Source organism: Bacillus cereus group sp. MYBK227-1 (assembly GCF_051916325.1).
GTDB classification, from domain to species: Bacteria; Bacillota; Bacilli; order Bacillales; family Bacillaceae_G; genus Bacillus_A; species Bacillus_A cereus.
Window position 1 is genome coordinate 1 of record NZ_JBQAGK010000014.1, and the last position, 18,181, is coordinate 18,181.

Genomic DNA, 18,181 nt, shown 5'->3' on the forward strand with positions numbered 1-18,181 from the left:
GTTCATCCTGAGCCAGGATCAAACTCTCCAATAAAGTTAGTTTGTCTAGCATCTAAAATAAAAATTGACGTTTCACGTTGTTTGTTTCGTTCAGTTTTCAAAGAACTACTTCGTCGCTCAGAAGCGACTTTATCAATATAACATTTCGTTATATTTTCGTCAACAACTTTTTTCAATAAGTTGTTTTTCGTTTGTTTTGTTTGTTACCTTTCGTGGCAACGAATATAAATATACCAGTTTGATTATTAAAATGCAATAGTTTTTCTAATAAAATTTTTAACTTAGTAAAAAAGTATAAAAACAGCACATTTCTTCTATATAAATATAATTTCTCGCACTATCAAGATTTACTATACCCACGCAACTCATGCTCAAATAAAAAAGCTTTGGAGAAATCTCCAAAGCTTAGTCTTGTTTATGGCGCATAGCAGGGAATAATAATACATCACGAATAGATGGTGCATTTGTTAATAACATAACTAGACGATCAATACCGATTCCTAATCCACCCGTAGGAGGCATACCGTACTCAAGAGCTTCAATATAATCGTCATCCATCATATGAGCTTCATCATTACCTTGTTCGCGCTCTTTTAATTGCGCTTCAAAACGTTCTTTTTGATCGATTGGATCATTTAACTCAGTGAATGCATTTGCATGTTCACGCGCAACGATAAATAATTCGAAACGATCTGTAAATCTTGGATCTTCATCATTCTTTTTCGCAAGCGGCGAGATTTCTACCGGATGACCGTAAATAAATGTTGGTTGGATTAATTTATCTTCTACTTTTTGTTCGAAGAATTCATTTATAATATGACCAACTTCCATTGTATCTTTAATTTCTACATTATGTTCTTTTGCAAGCTCACGTGCTTCTTCTACACTCATCGGATTCCAGAAATCAGCTCCAGAGTATTGCTTAATCGCATCTACCATATGAAGACGTGTCCATTCTGGTTCTAGATTAATTTCATAATCACCATACTGGATTGTTGTTGTACCCAGTACTTTTTTCGCGATATGAGCAACCATATCTTCTGTTAACTTCATAATATCTTTATAATCAGCGTATGCTTCATATAATTCAATCATCGTAAACTCAGGGTTATGACGAGTTGATACACCCTCATTACGGAATACACGGCCGATCTCATATACTTTTTCCAAACCACCTACAATAAGACGCTTTAAATGTAGCTCAATTGCGATACGCATATATAATTCCATATCTAACGCATTATGATGTGTAGTGAAAGGACGCGCAGAAGCTCCACCTGCAATTGCATGCATCATAGGTGTTTCCACTTCAAGATAACCGTTGTCATCTAGGTATCTTCTCATCTCACGAATGATTTTACTACGAGTAACGAACGTTTCACGACTTTCCATACTTGTAATTAAGTCTAAGTAACGTTGACGGTAGCGTTGTTCAACATCTTTTAATCCATGGTATTTATCTGGTAATGGACGAAGAGATTTCGTTAATAGCGTAAAGCCTGTTGCTTTTACTGAAAGTTCTCCAACGTTTGTTTTGAACACTTTACCTTCAATACCTACTAAATCACCTAAATCTGCTGTTTTAAATAATTCGTACTCGTCATCTCCAACAGCATCTTTACGAACATAAATTTGAACTTGTCCATGTAAATCTTGAACGTGTGCAAATCCAGCTTTCCCTTTTCCGCGTTTTGTCATAATACGACCAGCGATAGAAACAGCGATTTCCTTCTCCTCTAATTCTTCCTTAGAGAACTCTCCATATAGACTCACTAAATCAGTTGTTGAATTTGTGCGTTCAAATCTTTTACCGAACGGGTCAATTCCTTGTTCACGTAAATTATGTAGCTTTTCACGACGAACAATCAATTGGTCGTTTAATTCTTCGTGGTTCATGTTATCCATGATATTGATATCACTCCAGCTCTATTTAATTTTACAATATATACAGTATAGCATTTTCTACTCAACTAGAAAAACTGCCAGCAACTAACTGGCAGCTCTTCTTTCTTTCACGTAATTATAGGAAGTGTATAGAAGAATGTCAATCTCCTATGTCCATTATTAACCAACGTAAATTGTTTGTTGTTTCGCTTCCACTTCTTCTACAAATGTACCTAACACATTCGCAAGGTCTTCCCGTGTGTTACAAGCATTAATACCATTACGTACACTCGCATTACCACGAACACCTTTTAAATACCAAGCTGCATGTTTTCTCATCTCTCTTACAGCGACACTTTCGTTCTTTAAGTCAATAAGACGATCTAGATGTAACATACATACATCAATTTTCTCGCGCACTGTTGGTTCCGGCATTAATTCACCCGTCTCCAAATACTTTACCGTACGATAAATCATCCACGGATCTCCAAGAGCCGCACGACCAATCATAACACCATCTACACCAATTTCATCAAGCATACGCTTTGCATCTTGCGGCGTTGCGACATCACCATTTCCGATAACCGGGATATTTACAGATTGTTTTACTTGTTTAATAATATCCCAATCCGCTTTTCCTTCATACATTTGCACTCGTGTACGTCCGTGAACCGCCACAGCTTGGCCACCAGCACGCTCAACAGCCCTAGCATTTTCTATTGCGAAAATATGTTCTTCATCCCAACCGATACGCATTTTAACTGTAACCGGCTTTTCAACAGCATCTACAACCGCTGCTACCATTTCATATATTTTATTCGGATCTAAAAGCCACCTTGCCCCCGCATCACATTTAACGATTTTCGGCACTGGACAACCCATATTAATATCAATTATGTCTGCTGTCGTATATTTATCTACATATTTCGCAGCATCTACAAGAGTTTCTTTCTCTCCACCAAAAATTTGTAAACTTAATGGCTTTTCTCTCTCGTCGATATATAACATATCTAATGTTCTTTTATTATTAAGTAATATTGCCTTATCACTTACCATTTCAGCACAAACTAAGCCGGCACCAAATTCTTTTACTGTTAAACGGAATGCAGAGTTACACACTCCCGCCATCGGTGCTAGTACAACCGGATTTTTCATCTCGATATTTGCAATCTTTAACAATCAACCTACTCCTTCCTGTACAATCACTTTGGCATTAATTCCTCTATCGAAACATTTAATGCCTTAGCAACTTCTACTACAAAATCTTGAGAAGGCGATCTATTCCCTCTCTCAACCTCACCTAAAACAGATACAGATACCCCTAGTTCTTTAGCAAAACCTTCTTGTGTATAGCCTTTTAGCTTTCGAAAAGCACGAATGCGTCTTCCCCATTTTTCTGCTTCCATACCGTTACTCCCTCTCGCCTTTTCATTTCTTCTATTTGTGAACGTGAAATGTTTTGTTTTATGTCTTGATTAATCTCTAACAACGGAACGATAACAAAAGCTCTTTCAAACATCCGCGGATGCGGAACAATAAGATTCTCTGCTTCAATATTCTCTTGATTATAAAGTAAAATGTCAAGGTCGATAGTCCTCGGCCCCCACCTAATTTCCCTTTTTCTTCCTAGGTCATTTTCTACTTTTTGTGTTACTTTCAATAACTCTTGTGGTGATAAATTGGTAGAAATTTTTATAACTAAATTTAAAAAGCAACTTTGGTCAGTATAGCCAACTGGCTCAGTTTCATATACAGATGAAATATCATCAACCTGAATATAAGGATTTTTATTTAAAAACTGAATCGCTTCAGTTAGATACGTATAACGCTCTCCAATATTTGACCCTAATGCAATGTAAGCTATATTGTTCATGGACGTTCTCTCGTAATTTCTACTGCTACAGCACGATAATGACCCGGTATCGGTGGATCCGGCTTAATTACCTTAATTGTACAGCGTGAAATACTTTCATATTGTTTTAATATATCTGCAGCAATATTTTCAGCGATACTCTCCACAAGCTTATACTTTCTATCCTCAACAACTTTTCTACATAATTCGAAAAGCTCTCCATAATTGACCGAATGCTCTAAGTCATCACTTTCCCCTGCACGCTTTAAATCCAACTCCACCGTTAAGTCAACTTTAAATCTCTGACCTAATTTATTCTCCTCTGGGAACACACCATGATAACCATAAAACTCCATATCATGGATATAAATTTTATCCAATTACCTTACCCCCTTACCAATCATCGCATCCATCATTTTAGCCATACGCGCCATTTCTTTCACATCATGGACACGAACAAACTCACAGCCCTTTTCAATACCAAGACAAACGGTAGCTCCTGTTCCCTCAAGACGTTCCTCCACTGGCAAATCTAATACGTGCCCAATAAAGGACTTTCTCGAAGTACCTAAGAGAACCGGATAACCTAGCACATTTAACTGTTCTAAATTACGCATCGCCTCTAAGTTCTGCTCAGGTGTTTTAGCAAAACCGATACCTGGATCTAAAATAATATTCTCATCTGGCACACCAGCATTTTTAGCAATTTTAATACTGTCATACAAATCAGCAATCATATCCGCCATTAAATTACGATAATTCATATTATCGCGGTTATGCATTAAAATGATGGGTACATCATAATGAGCTGCGACTTCAGCAATTTTTGGCTCCGCCTTCGCTCCCCAAATATCATTAATAATATGAGCACCAGCCTCAATTGCTTGCTTTGCAACTTCAGCTTTATATGTATCGATAGATATAGGCAATTTTACTTCTTTTGAAACTGCTTGAATCATCGGGACAACTCGCTTTATTTCTTCTTCTACTGATACTTTAGCAAAACCTGGGCGAGTAGATTCGCCACCAATATCAATAATATGAGCACCTTGACCTTGCATTTCTTTTGCGTGACGTACCGCAGCATCTACCTCGTTGTAACTCCCACCATCAGAAAACGAATCTGGTGTTACATTTAAAATCCCCATAATTAATGTTTTTTCATTTAAATTCAATGTATATTCGCCGCAGCGCAAATCATAATCCCACTTCAAACTACACATCTCCTCTTCGTAATTCATTTCTGCTCCATAATTTCTCTCTTTGCATTCCATAAAGGTACATTAAACTTTTTGTAACCACTCCTACTTTACCCGGGAAATCCTGCGCTTCTATACGATAAAGCGGAACAATTTCTTGAATGGAGTTTGTTACGAAGACTTCATCCGCTGAAAGTAGCTCATCTTTTGTAAAGAAACCTTCCTTTACTTCTATATTTAATTCTTCAGCACTCTTTATAATAAACGCACGAGTGATACCATTTAAAATCCCTGTCTCTAACGAAGGTGTATATAAAACATCACCTTTCACAAAAAATAGATTCGAAACAATGCCCTCTGCAACATAACCTGCTTCAGTGAGGAAAATACCTTCCTTACTCACAACATTTCCAATTTCACGCTTCCCTAAAATATTATTTAAATAGTGATGAGACTTCAGGCGAAATGTCCCTTCCGGTGTATTTCGCACTTGTTTTAGAATAACACCTTCTTTTTCCACTACATCCCCTGGAGCTGTTAAAGGTTTTATAAAAACAATAACAGAAGGCTCTTCATACATTTCCGTTTGTAATCCTATTTCATCTATACCCGCCGATACATTAAAACGTACATATGCATGCTTCAATTCATTCTTAGCGAGTAAATCTTTCAAAATAAGCATCACATCATTTTTTGTCATTGTCCATTTAATTTGCAATGTATCCAGCGCCTCTATTAAACGGTTATAATGATCATCCAATAAGAAAGGATGACCATTATAAATACGAAACGTTTCAAAAACTCCAAGACCATATAAATAACCATGATCATAAGGAGAAATTCTCGCTTCACTTGCTTCTACATACTGACCATTTACGTAAATTAACATAATGTCGCACTTGGACTGTATTTACGAATGAAATTCTGCAACAGCTCTTTCCCATGAGAAGTCATAATAGATTCTGGATGGAATTGCACACCCTCTATCGGCAATGTCTTATGACGAAGTGCCATAATTTCCCCTTCCTCTGTCCAAGATGTTACCTCTAAGCAATCGGGTAACTTCTCTTTCTTAACAATAAGGGAATGATAGCGCGTCGCATTAAACGGATTAGGAATATCCGAAAAAATCGTCTTTCCATCGTGATGCATAAGCGACGTTTTTCCATGCATTAATCGCTCTGCACGGACAACCTCTCCCCCAAACACTTGTGCAATAGATTGATGCCCTAGACAAACACCAAAAATCGGAGTCTTTCCAGCAAAGTATTTAATAGCTTCCATACTAATCCCAGCTTCATTAGGACTACATGGGCCTGGAGAAATCATTAGAAAATCTGGTTTCATATTCTCAATATCTGAAATGGTCACTTCATCGTTACGTTTAACAACGAGCTCTTGTCCAAGTTCTCCAAGAAACTGCACTAAATTAAATGTAAAAGAATCATAATTATCAATCATTAATATCATTTCTCTCACCTAACCGTTTCTTCGCTACGTTCTTTTGCACGCCATAAAGCAATCGCCTTTTTTAACGACTCTTTATATTCATTTTCCGGATTTGAATCAATTACAATTCCCGCCCCTGCTTGTACATGAGCTTTTCCATCTTTAGCAAGAAGTGTTCTAATTACAATATTCAATTCTGTATCTCCAGAATAACCAATCCAACCGATTGAACCTGTATAAATCCCTCTTCGAACAGGTTCTAATTCCTCAATAATTTCCATCGTACGTATTTTTGGGGCACCAGTAATTGTTCCCCCAGGGAATACAGCCTTCACTAAATCAAAAGCATCTTTATCTTCTTCCACCTCACCACGCACATTAGAAACAATATGCATAACATGTGAGTATTTCTCAATTACCATAAATTCATCTACTTCTACAGTGCCATATTTACAAACACGTCCTAAATCATTTCTTTCTAAATCCACAAGCATTACATGCTCTGCTCTTTCTTTTTCGTTCTCAATTAATTCTCTTGCTAATTCTTCATCCTCTTGCTCATCCGCGCCTCTAGATCTCGTTCCAGCAATCGGTCTTGTACTTACTTCAGTTCCTTGTTTCTTAATTAACAACTCTGGCGATCCACTAACAATTTGAAAATCCCCAAGCTCCAGGTAACCCATATATGGAGATGGATTAATCTCACGAAGACTTGTATAAATTTCTAGTGGGTGTGTCTGTAACGTTCTTTCTTGTCTCGTCGACAAGTTTACTTGGAACACATCACCCGCCCCAATATATTCTTGAATACATTCAACTGCCTTCATAAAGCTGGCTTCAGTAAAAGCAACTGCTTCACTTTTCTTTTCAGGACTTTCAAAGGGCACGGTCACTTCAGGCGCTTCTGTCATCCAAAGACTCTTCCACTCATTTAGCCGTTCTTTCGCCTCTTCATATTTATCTATATAATGCGTAATAACCCATAACACTTGTTCTTTTTGATCATAGACAAATACGTCATCAAATAATAAAAAGAAGATGTCAGGTATATTAATATCATCTTCCGCAAGAGAAGGCAGCTTTTCAATATAACGGATACAGTCATAACTGAAATAGCCAATTGCACCACCTTGAAAAGGCGGATACTCTGGGTTATAGTCCGTCTTCCATTGTTCCATATATTCTTGCATTAAATCTAACGGATTCCCTCGTTTTATTGTTTCCTTACCACTTTCACTTATATGTAACGTTTCATCCTTCCCTCGAATTACCGCTACTGGGTTCAGCCCTACAATATTATAACGACCGCCACGGCCGCTTTCTAACAAAATATGTTGCGATTTACCCTGAGAAAGAAATTTATATTGCTTAAAGAAATCTAACTGATATGGAATAGAAAGCGCTAAAGATTTTCTTCGTTGCATATCAACACCCCGTCTTCTTTTATCCCACCCTCTTAGATAAACCAGCTCAAACTACATAAGTTATTTATATAGAGATTGATTATACTCGAAGGCTAGTGAAAATAATTTAATTATACTACCTCTTATTTTACATGAAGTTTTCTAGTCATTCACTCTTTTCCTATTTCCAATCCCAAAAGAAAAAGCACCCTTTTTCAAGGATGCTTTTTCAATCGCATTTAATTAGGATTCAAATTGATAAAGTGGTGTACTTAAATAACGTTCACCGTTACTCGGGATAATAACAAGTACCTTTTTCCCTTTACCTAACTTTTTCGCAACTTCTGTTGCTGCATAAATAACTGCGCCTGAAGAGATACCAACTAAAATACCTTCCTCTTTAGCCACTCTTCTCGCATATTCAAATGCTTGCTCTGTTTTCACTTGAATAATTTCATCATATACTTCTACATCCAACGTCTCCGGAACAAATCCCGCCCCAATTCCTTGGATTTTATGTGGACCTGGCTTCCCACCAGATAATACTGGTGAATCTGCAGGTTCTACTGCATAAATTTTAATATCTTTATACGCTTCCTTCAGTACTTCACCAGCACCAGTAATCGTTCCACCTGTACCAATACCTGCAATAAACGCATCTAATTGGTCGCCCATTTGTTCAATAATTTCTGGACCTGTTGTTAAACGGTGAATTTCTGGATTCGATTGGTTTTTGAACTGTTGTGGTATAAAGTAGCCATGTTCTTTTGCTAATTCAGTCGCTTTACGAATTGCTCCACCCATTCCTTCAGGCCCTGGAGTCAATACTAATTCCGCACCGTAAGCACGTAATAAATTACGACGCTCAATACTCATTGTTTCTGGCATTACTAAGATTGCATTATATCCTTTAGCAGCCGCTACCATCGCTAAACCAATTCCTGTGTTACCACTTGTCGGCTCAATGATTGTATCGCCCTCTTTTAATAATCCCTTTTTTTCAGCATCTTCAATCATAGCTAATGCGATACGATCTTTAACACTACTCCCCGGATTCATAAATTCTAATTTTAAGTATATATCTGCGCTGTCTGATTCTACGATGCGGTTCAACTTAACGATCGGCGTTTTCCCGATTAATTCTGAAACTGATTGTGCCACTCGCATTCCTGTCACTCCTAACACCGAGTATTTTTATTGGTTTTATCTATATTTAGATTTTGTCAGAAAATTCCCTGTTTGTCAATTCATTTGGAGGATTGCTCCTCTTAATTCCCTTATTACAAATTCTCGATTAAATTTGTAATATCTTCTTTAGAGAACTTGTATCGTTCATTACAGAAATGACAGTGAACTTCTGTCTCTTCCTCTTCTTCACGAACTTGCTCTAACTCTGTTTTACCTAAACTAATTAATACACTCTCAATACGCTCGCGTGAGCATGTGCAATTAAATTGAACATCCATTGTTTCTAATACTTTTACTTTATCTTCTCCAAGAACTGCATATAGTAGCTCTTCCGGAGAAAGACCTTGTTCAATCAACGTTGATACAGGTGGAATCTTTTGTAAACGGTCTTCAATAAATGAAATCGTTTCATCTTGCGCACCCGGCATAATTTGAAGGATGAATCCACCTGCCGCTAATATGCTATCATCTCCATTTACAAGAACACCAACACCTACAGAAGAAGGCGTTTGTTCAGAAACTGCAAAATAATACGTAAAGTCTTCTCCTAATTCTCCTGAAACGATTGGAGATTGACCAATAAACGGCTCACGCATTCCAATATCTTTAATTACAGTTACAAACCCCTCTGTACCTACCGCTTGATATACACGTAACTTCCCTTGTTCTGTTCCTTCAAAATCAACATGCGGATTCGTTACATAACCACGTACATCTCCATTTGCATGAGCATCTACTAAGATAGGGCCAATTGGACCGTTACCTTCTACCTTAATCGTTAACTTTTGCTCGCCCTTTAACATTGCGCCCATCATTGTACCCGCAGTCAAAGAACGCCCTAGTGCCGCTGAAGCTGTTCTCCATGTATCATGACGTCTTTGCGCCTCACTTACTGTATTTGTTGTACGCACACTATACGCACGCACTTCTCCATCAAATGCTAACGCTTTTACTAAATAATCTTTCATACGTATTTATTCACCTTTCTCATGCTGTAAATTTGCATTACGTTCATATAACATATACAAACCTTTTAACGTTAAAAACGGATCTACAATATCAATTACATTCGATTCTTCGGAAATTAATTTTGCCAATCCACCTGTTGCAATAACTTTAGGTTCTTGTCTAGCTTCTTCTTTCATACGCTTAACAATACCTTCCACTTGTCCAACATAACCATAAAGAATACCAGATTGCATCGCACTTACTGTATTTTTCCCAACAACACTGCTTGGTTTTGTAATTTCGATACGAGGAAGTTTTGCTGCTCTGCTATATAAAGCCTCTGCTGAAATCATAATTCCTGGCGTAATAACTCCACCCATATAATGTTTTTCTTCGTTAATATAACAATATGTAGTAGCCGTACCAAAATCAACAATAATGAGCGGACTTCCATATAAGTGGATTCCTGCTACTGCATTTACAATTCGGTCTGCGCCTACTTCACGCGGATTTTCATATTTAATATTTAGTCCTGTTTTTATCCCAGGCCCTACTACAAGCGGTTTAATTTTAAAATATTTTTCACACATGCGCTCTAAAGCAAACATAATTGGTGGTACGACTGAAGACACAATAATACCTTTCACATCTTCAAACGAAAGACCCTCATGCTCAAGCAATTGCTTTACAAGCATTCCATATTCATCTTCTGTCTTATGACGATCTGTTTCCATGCGCCAATGCTGACGAAGTTCCCCCTCTTCAAACACACCTAGTACAGCATTTGTGTTCCCTACATCCAATACAAAAATCATATTCTCACCACTTATCTTATTTAATCTATATTTGTGCAGTATGTATAAAACTTATAAAAACATCATATCACACATACTTATATAATCAGCTTTCCTACCCTCATCATTTTACAAAAAGATTGCTCTCTATTTCAATTTTTAATACTAGTTTTACTTAAATTACTTTATCCACTAAGTTCTCAATAGTAATTAACAAAGATTTTAACAAACAAAAAAGGAGTGACGATAGTCACTCCTTCACTTCTTACTTATCTTCTTTATCTTCATCGTCTTTCTTCATGTTGATGTTTACTTTCACATCATCTGAAGATGTTGGACGTTCTGGCAATCTGCCGTAATCACATAAATGATTGATTTGCTCTGCATCTAATGTTTCTACTTCAAGTAACGTTTGTGCGATAATATCTAGTTTATCACGGTTTTCAGTAAGAATTTGTTTTGCACGAGCATAACATTCTTTCATAATTGATTGCATTTCCATATCGATTTCATGTGCAATCGCATCACTATAGTTTTGTTCTGAGTGGAAGTCTCTTCCTAAGAACACTTGACCACCTTGCGAGCTACCAAATTGCATCGGTCCAAGTTTGTCACTCATACCAAATTCCGTAACCATACGTCTTGCAATACCAGTCGCACGTTGGAAGTCATTATGAGCACCTGTACTCACTTCACCAAATACAATCTCCTCAGCTACTCGGCCACCAAGTAAACCAGTGATTTTATCAAGTAACTCTGGTTTCGTCATGAAGTAACGATCTTCTTTCGGAAGCATTACCGCATATCCACCAGCCTGACCACGAGGGACAATTGTTACTTTATGAACGACATCTGCTTCATCGAGAACAACACCAATTACAGTATGACCTGCTTCATGGAAAGCAACGATATTACGTTCTTTTTCAGAGATAACACGACTTTTCTTAGCTGGACCTGCAATAACACGATCCGTCGCTTCATCGATATCACTCATATCAATTTTCTTCTTATCTTGACGTGCAGCTACTAAAGCAGCTTCGTTTAATAAGTTTTCAAGATCCGCACCAGAGAATCCTGGTGTACGAGTCGCAATCGCTCTTAAATTAATATGCTCATCAAGTGGTTTATTACGCGCATGTACTTTCAGTACAGCTTCACGGCCATTTACATCTGGACGATCTACTGTAATTTGACGGTCAAAACGACCTGGACGTAATAACGCTGGGTCAAGAATGTCTGGACGGTTTGTCGCAGCAACGATAATAATACCTTCGTTTGCACCGAATCCATCCATTTCAACAAGTAATTGGTTCAATGTTTGCTCACGCTCATCATGACCACCACCAAGACCTGCGCCACGTTGACGACCTACTGCATCAATTTCATCAATGAAAATGATACAAGGAGCATTTTTCTTTGCATTTTCAAATAAATCACGTACACGTGATGCACCGACACCGACAAACATCTCTACGAAGTCAGAACCACTGATAGAGAAGAATGGAACGCCAGCCTCACCTGCAACAGCACGTGCTAATAAAGTTTTACCTGTACCTGGAGGTCCAACTAATAGGACACCCTTTGGAATACGAGCACCAACTTCAGAGAACTTACGAGGGTCTTTCAAGAATTCAACTACCTCAACAAGTTCTTGTTTCTCTTCATCCGCACCAGCAACATCTCTGAAACGAACTTTTTTCTTTTCATCATTATATAACTTCGCCTTACTTTTCCCGAAGTTCATAACACGGCTACCGCCGCCTTGAGCTTGGTTTAATAAGAAGAAGAATAAAATGAAGATGATGACAAATGGAATGATTGAAGTAAAGAATGTTACCCAAGCACTTGTTTCTTCTGCTGGTTGATACTTAACTTCGGCACCTTTCGCTTTATCATTAATTTTCTTTTGTAATTCCTCAGTATTTGGTGCATAAGTAACAAATTGTTCTCCTTGGCTAGAGTTATTAAATTGTCCTTTTACCTCAAATACACCATTTTTCGGTTGAAGTTGCACATTACGCACTTCACCGCTTTCTAGTTTAGTAATGAATTTGTCGTAGCTAACTGATGTCGTTTTTTGTGTCGAACCATTAAAATAGCTCACGATTCCAATTACTACTAAGAATATCAGTAAATAAAAGATGGTATTACGGAAGATACGATTCATTCCTAACCTCCTCTCACGGCATAAACACTATAGTAAATCGTAACATAGAAAAACTTTCCTATACAATTGTGAAGCCTATATTTAATTAATTTGAGTAAACGCTTGGTTTTAATACGCCTACATAAGGAAGATTACGGTACTGCTCTTTATAATCTAATCCATATCCTACTACAAATTCATGTGGAACAGTAAATCCAACATAATCCGCTTTCAGATCAACCTTACGGCCTGTTGGCTTATCTAATAATGTAACAATTTTTACAGACTTCGCTTTACGATATTTGAATAAGTCTACTAAGTAGCTTAGTGTAAGACCACTATCAATAATATCTTCGACGATTAAAATATCGCGACCTTCTACAGAAGTATCAAGATCTTTTAAAATTTTCACTTCGCCTGTTGAAACTGTAGAGTGACCGTAACTAGATACAGCCATAAAATCCATTTCAAGATATGTATCTGTTCTCTTTAATAAATCTGCCATGAATGGCATTGCGCCTTTTAATACACCAATTGCAAGAGGTACTGTGTTTTTATAATCCTCTGCAATAATTGCACCTAGTTCGCGCACCTTTTCTTGTATTTGCTCTTCAGAAATTAATACTTTTTCGATATCTTGATTCATCATTTCATTATCCTCCCGGAAGACTCCTTGCTTTTGTAGTGAATAATCATATATTTATCCTTCTTTGCCATCTCTTTCGAAATTGCAAATGCAGATCGTTTCAACAAGGGTACCCAAATAATAGTCCCACTTGCATCACAAACGACCGGCCATTCTTCTCTTTTTTCTTTCGGTACTTTCGCTTCGATAAAAATAGCTTTTATCTTTTTCGTACCATTCATACCTTGTATTGACATGCGATCTCCATTTTCTCTAGAACGAATACGAAGTGGATATGATATATCATTATACTTAGCAACAAATACTGTTTCATTCATGTTACTTGGTATATCTTCGCTCACCTCTGTTACAAATTCATCCCCGTTCAATAGCGTAATGGTCCCGGGTACTAATAAATCTTGTGAAAAAGGAGAGACAATTTCTTGTTTAAATCTAAAGCTACACTCCTCGTATGAACGAACAATTTTCAAATCACCCGGAAAATCAAGTGAACCTGAAGGTTGTGTCCGCTTAAAAAACTCAATCAACTTGTCAATATGTATAGAAGAAAGAGAAGATGGAATCTTATATTCATAAAGATAGTTTAATATTAGTTGAATCCCTCTTCTTTGTAAAGGCATAGACATGGATTCAAAGGCAGGAATTGATAAGCTAATTTGTTTATCACTTTTTTTTGTAATTACTTTATTCATTTTCTCAAAAGCTAATTCCTGCAAATAAGCCTCATCCTCTTGCATCTGCACGCTAAATTTTTGGAATTTCTCATGCATTTGTGGATTTTCTTCTTTCAAATGAGGAAGGACATATTTACGTAATCGATTCCTTGTATATACTTCCTTTTTATTACTCGGATCTATACGTGGCATTAAATTTAGCTTATTACAGTAATCAACAATTTCTTCCTTCGTTACGCCAAGTAACGGCCTAATTAAATATCCATTATGAAAAGGACGCTTCACTGCAATTCCTGCATATCCTTTCGGAGTACTCCCTCTTACAAGACGCATTAAAATTGTCTCGACTTGATCATCTCCATGATGTCCAAGAGCAACATATCTCGCATCATATTTCTTCATTATTCTTTCCAAAAATGCATATCTGCATTCTCTCGCAGCAACCTGTGCATTCATTCCGTATTGCTGTTGATATTGTGATACATTAATCCTTATCGTTTCACAAATAATTCCCAGTTCTTCACAAAGGCCCTGCACAAACTGTAAATCCTCATAAGATTCATCACCTCTAAACATATGATCCACATGAGCAACTACAATTTCCAACTGTTTTTCCGCTCTTTTTTCTAATAAATAATATAAAAGCGCTAACGAGTCAGGACCACCAGAAACTCCCACAACAATTGTTGAATCATTCTTTAATACATCATGCTGCTTTACAAAGTCATCTACTTTTTCAACAAATGTATCTTTCAACTTCGCAATCACCTTTCATTAAACAAGAACAGCAACCTTAGTCACCTTGTCTACAATGGTACAACTTTTACAAACATTGTGCAAAAAAAAGATATACAAAAATTACATTTTTATCTTACATCCTCCGTGTATATTCACAAAATTAATAACATTACCTTTTCCCACAAAAAAACCTAGGTATTCACCTAGGTTTTTAAAATCAAATTATAGATAAACATTCCACTTACATTTTACTGCGCCTGCATTCCTACAATCGGAATCGTAGCCCACTTCGGCATATTTTTCTTCACTTTTGCCACTACAATAGTCATATCATCATTTATATAACCATCACAAGAGCGAATCACTTCTTCCATAATGATATCAGCAATTTCTTGCGGGTCTTCGGTTTGCAATTCTTTAATTTTTCGTTTCATCCACAATTCATGATTCTCCACATGCTGTGCTCCTTCAAAAATCCCATCGCTCATCATAATAAGAATATCGCCCGTTTTTAATTGTTCACCCACCACATCAACTTCAACATCTTCGATGATTCCCATCGGCAAATTACTTGCTTCAATTTTCAAAATATTATTTGCGCGTTTAACAAAACTCGGCGTCGATCCAATCTTTAAAAACCTTGCACTCGCATCCCGCAAATCTACCATAGCTAAATCTAATGTCGTAAACATTTCTTCTGTCGTTCTCAAAGAAAGAATTGAATTGATAGACTTAATTGCTATTTCTTCATCAATGCCTGATTGGAGTATTTTTTGTAATAATTTCACCGTTTCCTTACTTTCCATATGAGCTCTTTGCCCATTACCCATACCATCACTAATCGCAAGTGCATATTTACCAACACTTAAATCCATCATCGCATAAGAGTCACCCGAAACAAATCCACCGCCTTTTGCAGCTGTAGCCAATCCTGTATCAAGAGAATACGTCTTCGCCGAACCAAATGATATTAAACTGTGGCCATTTGGATAAGACGACTTTTCTTCATGTTTAACGACAATATTTTCTTTAAGGATATCTGAAAGCATCGGTGCAACTAACTTTTCACACTCACCATGTTCATTAGATGCAACTGGAATTAACATTTCAATATCAATACTTCCTCTATCTAAACAATAAATATCAACATGCTCTACTTCAACACCAAAATCTCGGAACGCTTGCATAATCTGTTCTTCCTGCACTTGATGATTTTCACGCTCTCGTTGTATCTCCTTAGCAAAATCCTCCATAACCTTTGATACACCTAATAGTTGCTCCGCTACTATTCTACGATTTTCCTTCATTTGTTTTCGTAATTTTTGTCCCTCATAGAAGTGATCTAATTCACCGGCTACTAAATCCGTCACTTTTTTCCCTCTCACACAATGCTTGTCCCACTCACGAACTAATTTACGATTATGTTGCAGGGTTCCTTCTTCCGTTTCATTCATTATTTGTTTCATATAATCGTACGTTTTATCAAAATTCACTACCCAGCATTGATCCTTTTTAAAGCATGTTTGACATGTTTTCGCAGTAATTGTACTCAAAAACAAATCTGCTTCTGTCTCTTTATCTTCTTCCTCTACATACCCATATACAGAAAAGCTATTAGATAAAGCAGCAAATACATTTGCAAATTGGTTGATTTTATTTGCTGTAACATCACGCATCCTTCTTAAATATTGTTGTTGATCTTGCGAATGCTCTTGTGTACCTGGCATAAATTTAGCAATACGATCCAAAACAAGCTTCGGTGTTAATAAGAAGATAACAATCGCTACACCTGACTCAATTAAAGTTGTTACAATATTTGTCTGTTTGTCTACATATAATGTAATTAAGCTTGTCCCAATTAATAAACCTAAACTAACACCTAAACGCTTTCCTTCTTTTAACAATCCACCAAGCAATCCAGAAAAAGCAAGAAGGCTAAGCTGAGACAAGCTAGACACATTTGCTAAACTTAATATTAGTCCTGTTACAACCCCCACTGTAGACCCTGTGGCAGCACCCGCAATAAATGCAAATACTAGCACTAAATACCTTGTAAAAATATGTTGAATAGAAGCATCATATACAAACCAATCTGTTGTACCCGTTAAAACAGATGCTAGTAATATAATCAAACAAACAATTTCTTCCGTCTCTAATGCCTGTTGTTTTCCTTTCCTTTCCACTAAAAGCGGGACACTTTGTAAAAATATCATAGTTAATACAAAACTAAGTCCAGCCTCAATGGTACTAACGAGTAAATCGTACATGGTGACAGTTTGTTGCGCAAAATATACAACAACTAAGTGTGCGGTTAATGCGGAGATAAATACTTGAAATGGAACAAGTCCAACAGTTTTACGTGTAAATCGACTAAAGAAGATATTATAAATGAAGAAGGTAAAGATAGATGCAAAGGTAAAAAACAAATTATCTATCGATACTGAAAGAGCTCCTCCCATTAGAGCTAAAAATGCTAGCGGCATCTTATCCCGCTTCATAACATAAACAGCAGCAAAAAATGGCAGTGCAAACGGTAAAATATTTGTTAATATATATGCTCGTCCCAAAAGAAAACCAATAACAACAATAATAAATCCCCATCTAAAGAAAACTTGCTCAAATTTCATTCGCAACTTACTCGTCCACTTTATTCCACCAAGCTGACTCTCATTCATTGCCAATGCACTTGTATTCATAGTATTCCTTCCTGCTTTAGGCATATTTTTAACACCACCTGCATAGTTTAATTACTGTCATTATAAAAGATGATTGTTGGTTTTTTTGTCAAAACAACAGTTTTCACTTTTATAATCGTTCGACTTTTTATTCGAAATAACTCTACAGATATACAGGGTATGTAAGTTATTTTCGATATTTTAATTAAATATTCAGAAAATATAGGGTGATTTTGTAGAAGTATTGTATATCTTAATTTATTTAACAAAAAAAGATCATGCAAATTTGCATGATCTTTTTAGATGACCCGTACGGGATTCGAACCCGTGTTACCGCCGTGAAAGGGCGGTGTCTTAACCACTTGACCAACGGGCCGTTAAATTAAATATAGCGGCGGAGGGGATCGAACCCCCGACCTCACGGGTATGAACCGTACGCTCTAGCCAGCTGAGCTACACCGCCATGTCGTCTTATTTAACGGACAATTAGTATCTTACATCAGATACTGATTAAAGTCAACACATCTCAAAAACTTTTTTGAAAATATTTTTTACATATAAAAAAGCACCCTGAGCCATCACTCT

General features: G+C 36.9%; 16 protein-coding genes and 2 tRNA genes. All 18 read right to left on the reverse strand.

Annotation, left to right across the window (positions count from 1 at the left end; all coding sequences use genetic code 11):
* Window positions 1–405 precede the first annotated feature (405 nt).
* Window positions 406–1,905 (reverse strand): lysine--tRNA ligase, encoded by a 1,500-nt coding sequence (gene lysS, locus ACTFRM_RS29810; RefSeq protein WP_000369668.1) that lies wholly within the window; start codon window positions 1,903–1,905, stop codon window positions 406–408.
* Between the two features lie 159 nt (window positions 1,906–2,064).
* Window positions 2,065–3,063 carry a tRNA dihydrouridine synthase DusB gene (dusB, locus tag ACTFRM_RS29815; protein ID WP_000912251.1) on the reverse strand — a complete coding sequence of 333 codons (999 nt, stop codon included), beginning with the start codon at window positions 3,061–3,063 and terminating at the stop codon, window positions 2,065–2,067.
* A gap of 23 nt (window positions 3,064–3,086) precedes the next feature.
* Window positions 3,087–3,290 (reverse strand): helix-turn-helix domain-containing protein, encoded by a 204-nt coding sequence (locus ACTFRM_RS29820; RefSeq protein ID WP_000387031.1) that lies wholly within the window; start codon window positions 3,288–3,290, stop codon window positions 3,087–3,089.
* Complete coding sequence (gene folK / locus ACTFRM_RS29825) at window positions 3,242–3,757, reverse strand: 2-amino-4-hydroxy-6-hydroxymethyldihydropteridine diphosphokinase (RefSeq protein ID WP_173601081.1); 516 nt, start codon at window positions 3,755–3,757, stop codon at window positions 3,242–3,244. Before folK ends, ACTFRM_RS29820 begins: the two co-directional genes overlap by 49 nt.
* Entirely contained in the window at window positions 3,754–4,116 is a 363-nt protein-coding gene (gene folB, locus ACTFRM_RS29830) for a dihydroneopterin aldolase (RefSeq protein WP_000358062.1), read from the reverse strand. The genes folK and folB overlap by 4 nt, the downstream gene beginning before the upstream one ends.
* Entirely contained in the window at window positions 4,117–4,977 is an 861-nt protein-coding gene (gene folP / locus ACTFRM_RS29835; RefSeq protein WP_002164656.1) for a dihydropteroate synthase, read from the reverse strand.
* On the reverse strand, window positions 4,952–5,824 hold the full coding sequence (gene pabC / locus ACTFRM_RS29840; RefSeq protein ID WP_000909884.1) for an aminodeoxychorismate lyase: 873 nt from the start codon (window positions 5,822–5,824) through the stop codon (window positions 4,952–4,954). Before pabC ends, folP begins: the two co-directional genes overlap by 26 nt.
* Entirely contained in the window at window positions 5,818–6,405 is a 588-nt protein-coding gene (pabA, locus tag ACTFRM_RS29845; RefSeq protein WP_173601080.1) for an aminodeoxychorismate/anthranilate synthase component II, read from the reverse strand. Before pabA ends, pabC begins: the two co-directional genes overlap by 7 nt.
* A gap of 5 nt (window positions 6,406–6,410) precedes the next feature.
* On the reverse strand, window positions 6,411–7,808 hold the full coding sequence (gene pabB / locus ACTFRM_RS29850) for an aminodeoxychorismate synthase component I (protein ID WP_001189717.1): 1,398 nt from the start codon (window positions 7,806–7,808) through the stop codon (window positions 6,411–6,413).
* A gap of 222 nt (window positions 7,809–8,030) precedes the next feature.
* Window positions 8,031–8,954: a cysteine synthase A gene (cysK, locus tag ACTFRM_RS29855; RefSeq protein ID WP_001261712.1), complete on the reverse strand. Its 924-nt coding sequence runs from the start codon at window positions 8,952–8,954 to the stop codon at window positions 8,031–8,033.
* Between the two features lie 113 nt (window positions 8,955–9,067).
* Window positions 9,068–9,943 (reverse strand): redox-regulated molecular chaperone HslO, encoded by an 876-nt coding sequence (hslO, locus tag ACTFRM_RS29860; protein ID WP_000656372.1) that lies wholly within the window; start codon window positions 9,941–9,943, stop codon window positions 9,068–9,070.
* 6 nt (window positions 9,944–9,949) lie between these two features.
* Window positions 9,950–10,738 (reverse strand): type III pantothenate kinase, encoded by a 789-nt coding sequence (locus tag ACTFRM_RS29865; RefSeq protein WP_000578368.1) that lies wholly within the window; start codon window positions 10,736–10,738, stop codon window positions 9,950–9,952.
* A 244-nt stretch (window positions 10,739–10,982) separates the two neighbouring features.
* Entirely contained in the window at window positions 10,983–12,884 is a 1,902-nt protein-coding gene (gene ftsH, locus ACTFRM_RS29870; RefSeq protein WP_001079674.1) for an ATP-dependent zinc metalloprotease FtsH, read from the reverse strand.
* Between the two features lie 85 nt (window positions 12,885–12,969).
* Complete coding sequence (gene hpt, locus ACTFRM_RS29875) at window positions 12,970–13,512, reverse strand: hypoxanthine phosphoribosyltransferase (protein ID WP_000981842.1); 543 nt, start codon at window positions 13,510–13,512, stop codon at window positions 12,970–12,972.
* Entirely contained in the window at window positions 13,509–14,939 is a 1,431-nt protein-coding gene (gene tilS, locus ACTFRM_RS29880; RefSeq protein ID WP_000655463.1) for a tRNA lysidine(34) synthetase TilS, read from the reverse strand. The genes hpt and tilS overlap by 4 nt, the downstream gene beginning before the upstream one ends.
* Window positions 14,940–15,169: 230 nt before the next feature.
* Window positions 15,170–17,641, reverse strand: a complete 2,472-nt coding sequence (gene spoIIE / locus ACTFRM_RS29885; RefSeq protein WP_001123552.1) for a stage II sporulation protein E — start codon at window positions 17,639–17,641, stop codon at window positions 15,170–15,172.
* Between the two features lie 259 nt (window positions 17,642–17,900).
* Window positions 17,901–17,972: transfer RNA gene (locus ACTFRM_RS29890), tRNA-Glu, on the reverse strand.
* A 13-nt stretch (window positions 17,973–17,985) separates the two neighbouring features.
* Window positions 17,986–18,059: transfer RNA gene (locus ACTFRM_RS29895), tRNA-Met, on the reverse strand.
* Window positions 18,060–18,181: the final 122 nt, after the last annotated feature.

Excerpts from the sequence above, each read along its gene's own strand:
- hslO (WP_000656372.1), bottom strand. The coding sequence starts at position 9,943 with ATGAAAGATTATTTAGTAAAAGCGTTAGCATTTGATGGAGAAGTGCGT.
- lysS (WP_000369668.1), bottom strand. The coding sequence starts at position 1,905 with ATGGATAACATGAACCACGAAGAATTAAACGACCAATTGATTGTTCGT.
- hpt (WP_000981842.1), bottom strand. The coding sequence starts at position 13,512 with ATGATGAATCAAGATATCGAAAAAGTATTAATTTCTGAAGAGCAAATA.
- pabA (WP_173601080.1), bottom strand. The coding sequence starts at position 6,405 with ATGATATTAATGATTGATAATTATGATTCTTTTACATTTAATTTAGTG.
- ACTFRM_RS29865 (WP_000578368.1), bottom strand. The coding sequence starts at position 10,738 with ATGATTTTTGTATTGGATGTAGGGAACACAAATGCTGTACTAGGTGTG.
- spoIIE (WP_001123552.1), bottom strand. The coding sequence starts at position 17,641 with ATGCCTAAAGCAGGAAGGAATACTATGAATACAAGTGCATTGGCAATG.
- pabB (WP_001189717.1), bottom strand. The coding sequence starts at position 7,808 with ATGCAACGAAGAAAATCTTTAGCGCTTTCTATTCCATATCAGTTAGAT.
- ftsH (WP_001079674.1), bottom strand. The coding sequence starts at position 12,884 with ATGAATCGTATCTTCCGTAATACCATCTTTTATTTACTGATATTCTTA.
- folP (WP_002164656.1), bottom strand. The coding sequence starts at position 4,977 with ATGAATTACGAAGAGGAGATGTGTAGTTTGAAGTGGGATTATGATTTG.
- folK (WP_173601081.1), bottom strand. The coding sequence starts at position 3,757 with ATGAACAATATAGCTTACATTGCATTAGGGTCAAATATTGGAGAGCGT.
- ACTFRM_RS29820 (WP_000387031.1), bottom strand. The coding sequence starts at position 3,290 with ATGGAAGCAGAAAAATGGGGAAGACGCATTCGTGCTTTTCGAAAGCTA.
- pabC (WP_000909884.1), bottom strand. The coding sequence starts at position 5,824 with ATGTTAATTTACGTAAATGGTCAGTATGTAGAAGCAAGTGAAGCGAGA.
- cysK (WP_001261712.1), bottom strand. The coding sequence starts at position 8,954 with ATGCGAGTGGCACAATCAGTTTCAGAATTAATCGGGAAAACGCCGATC.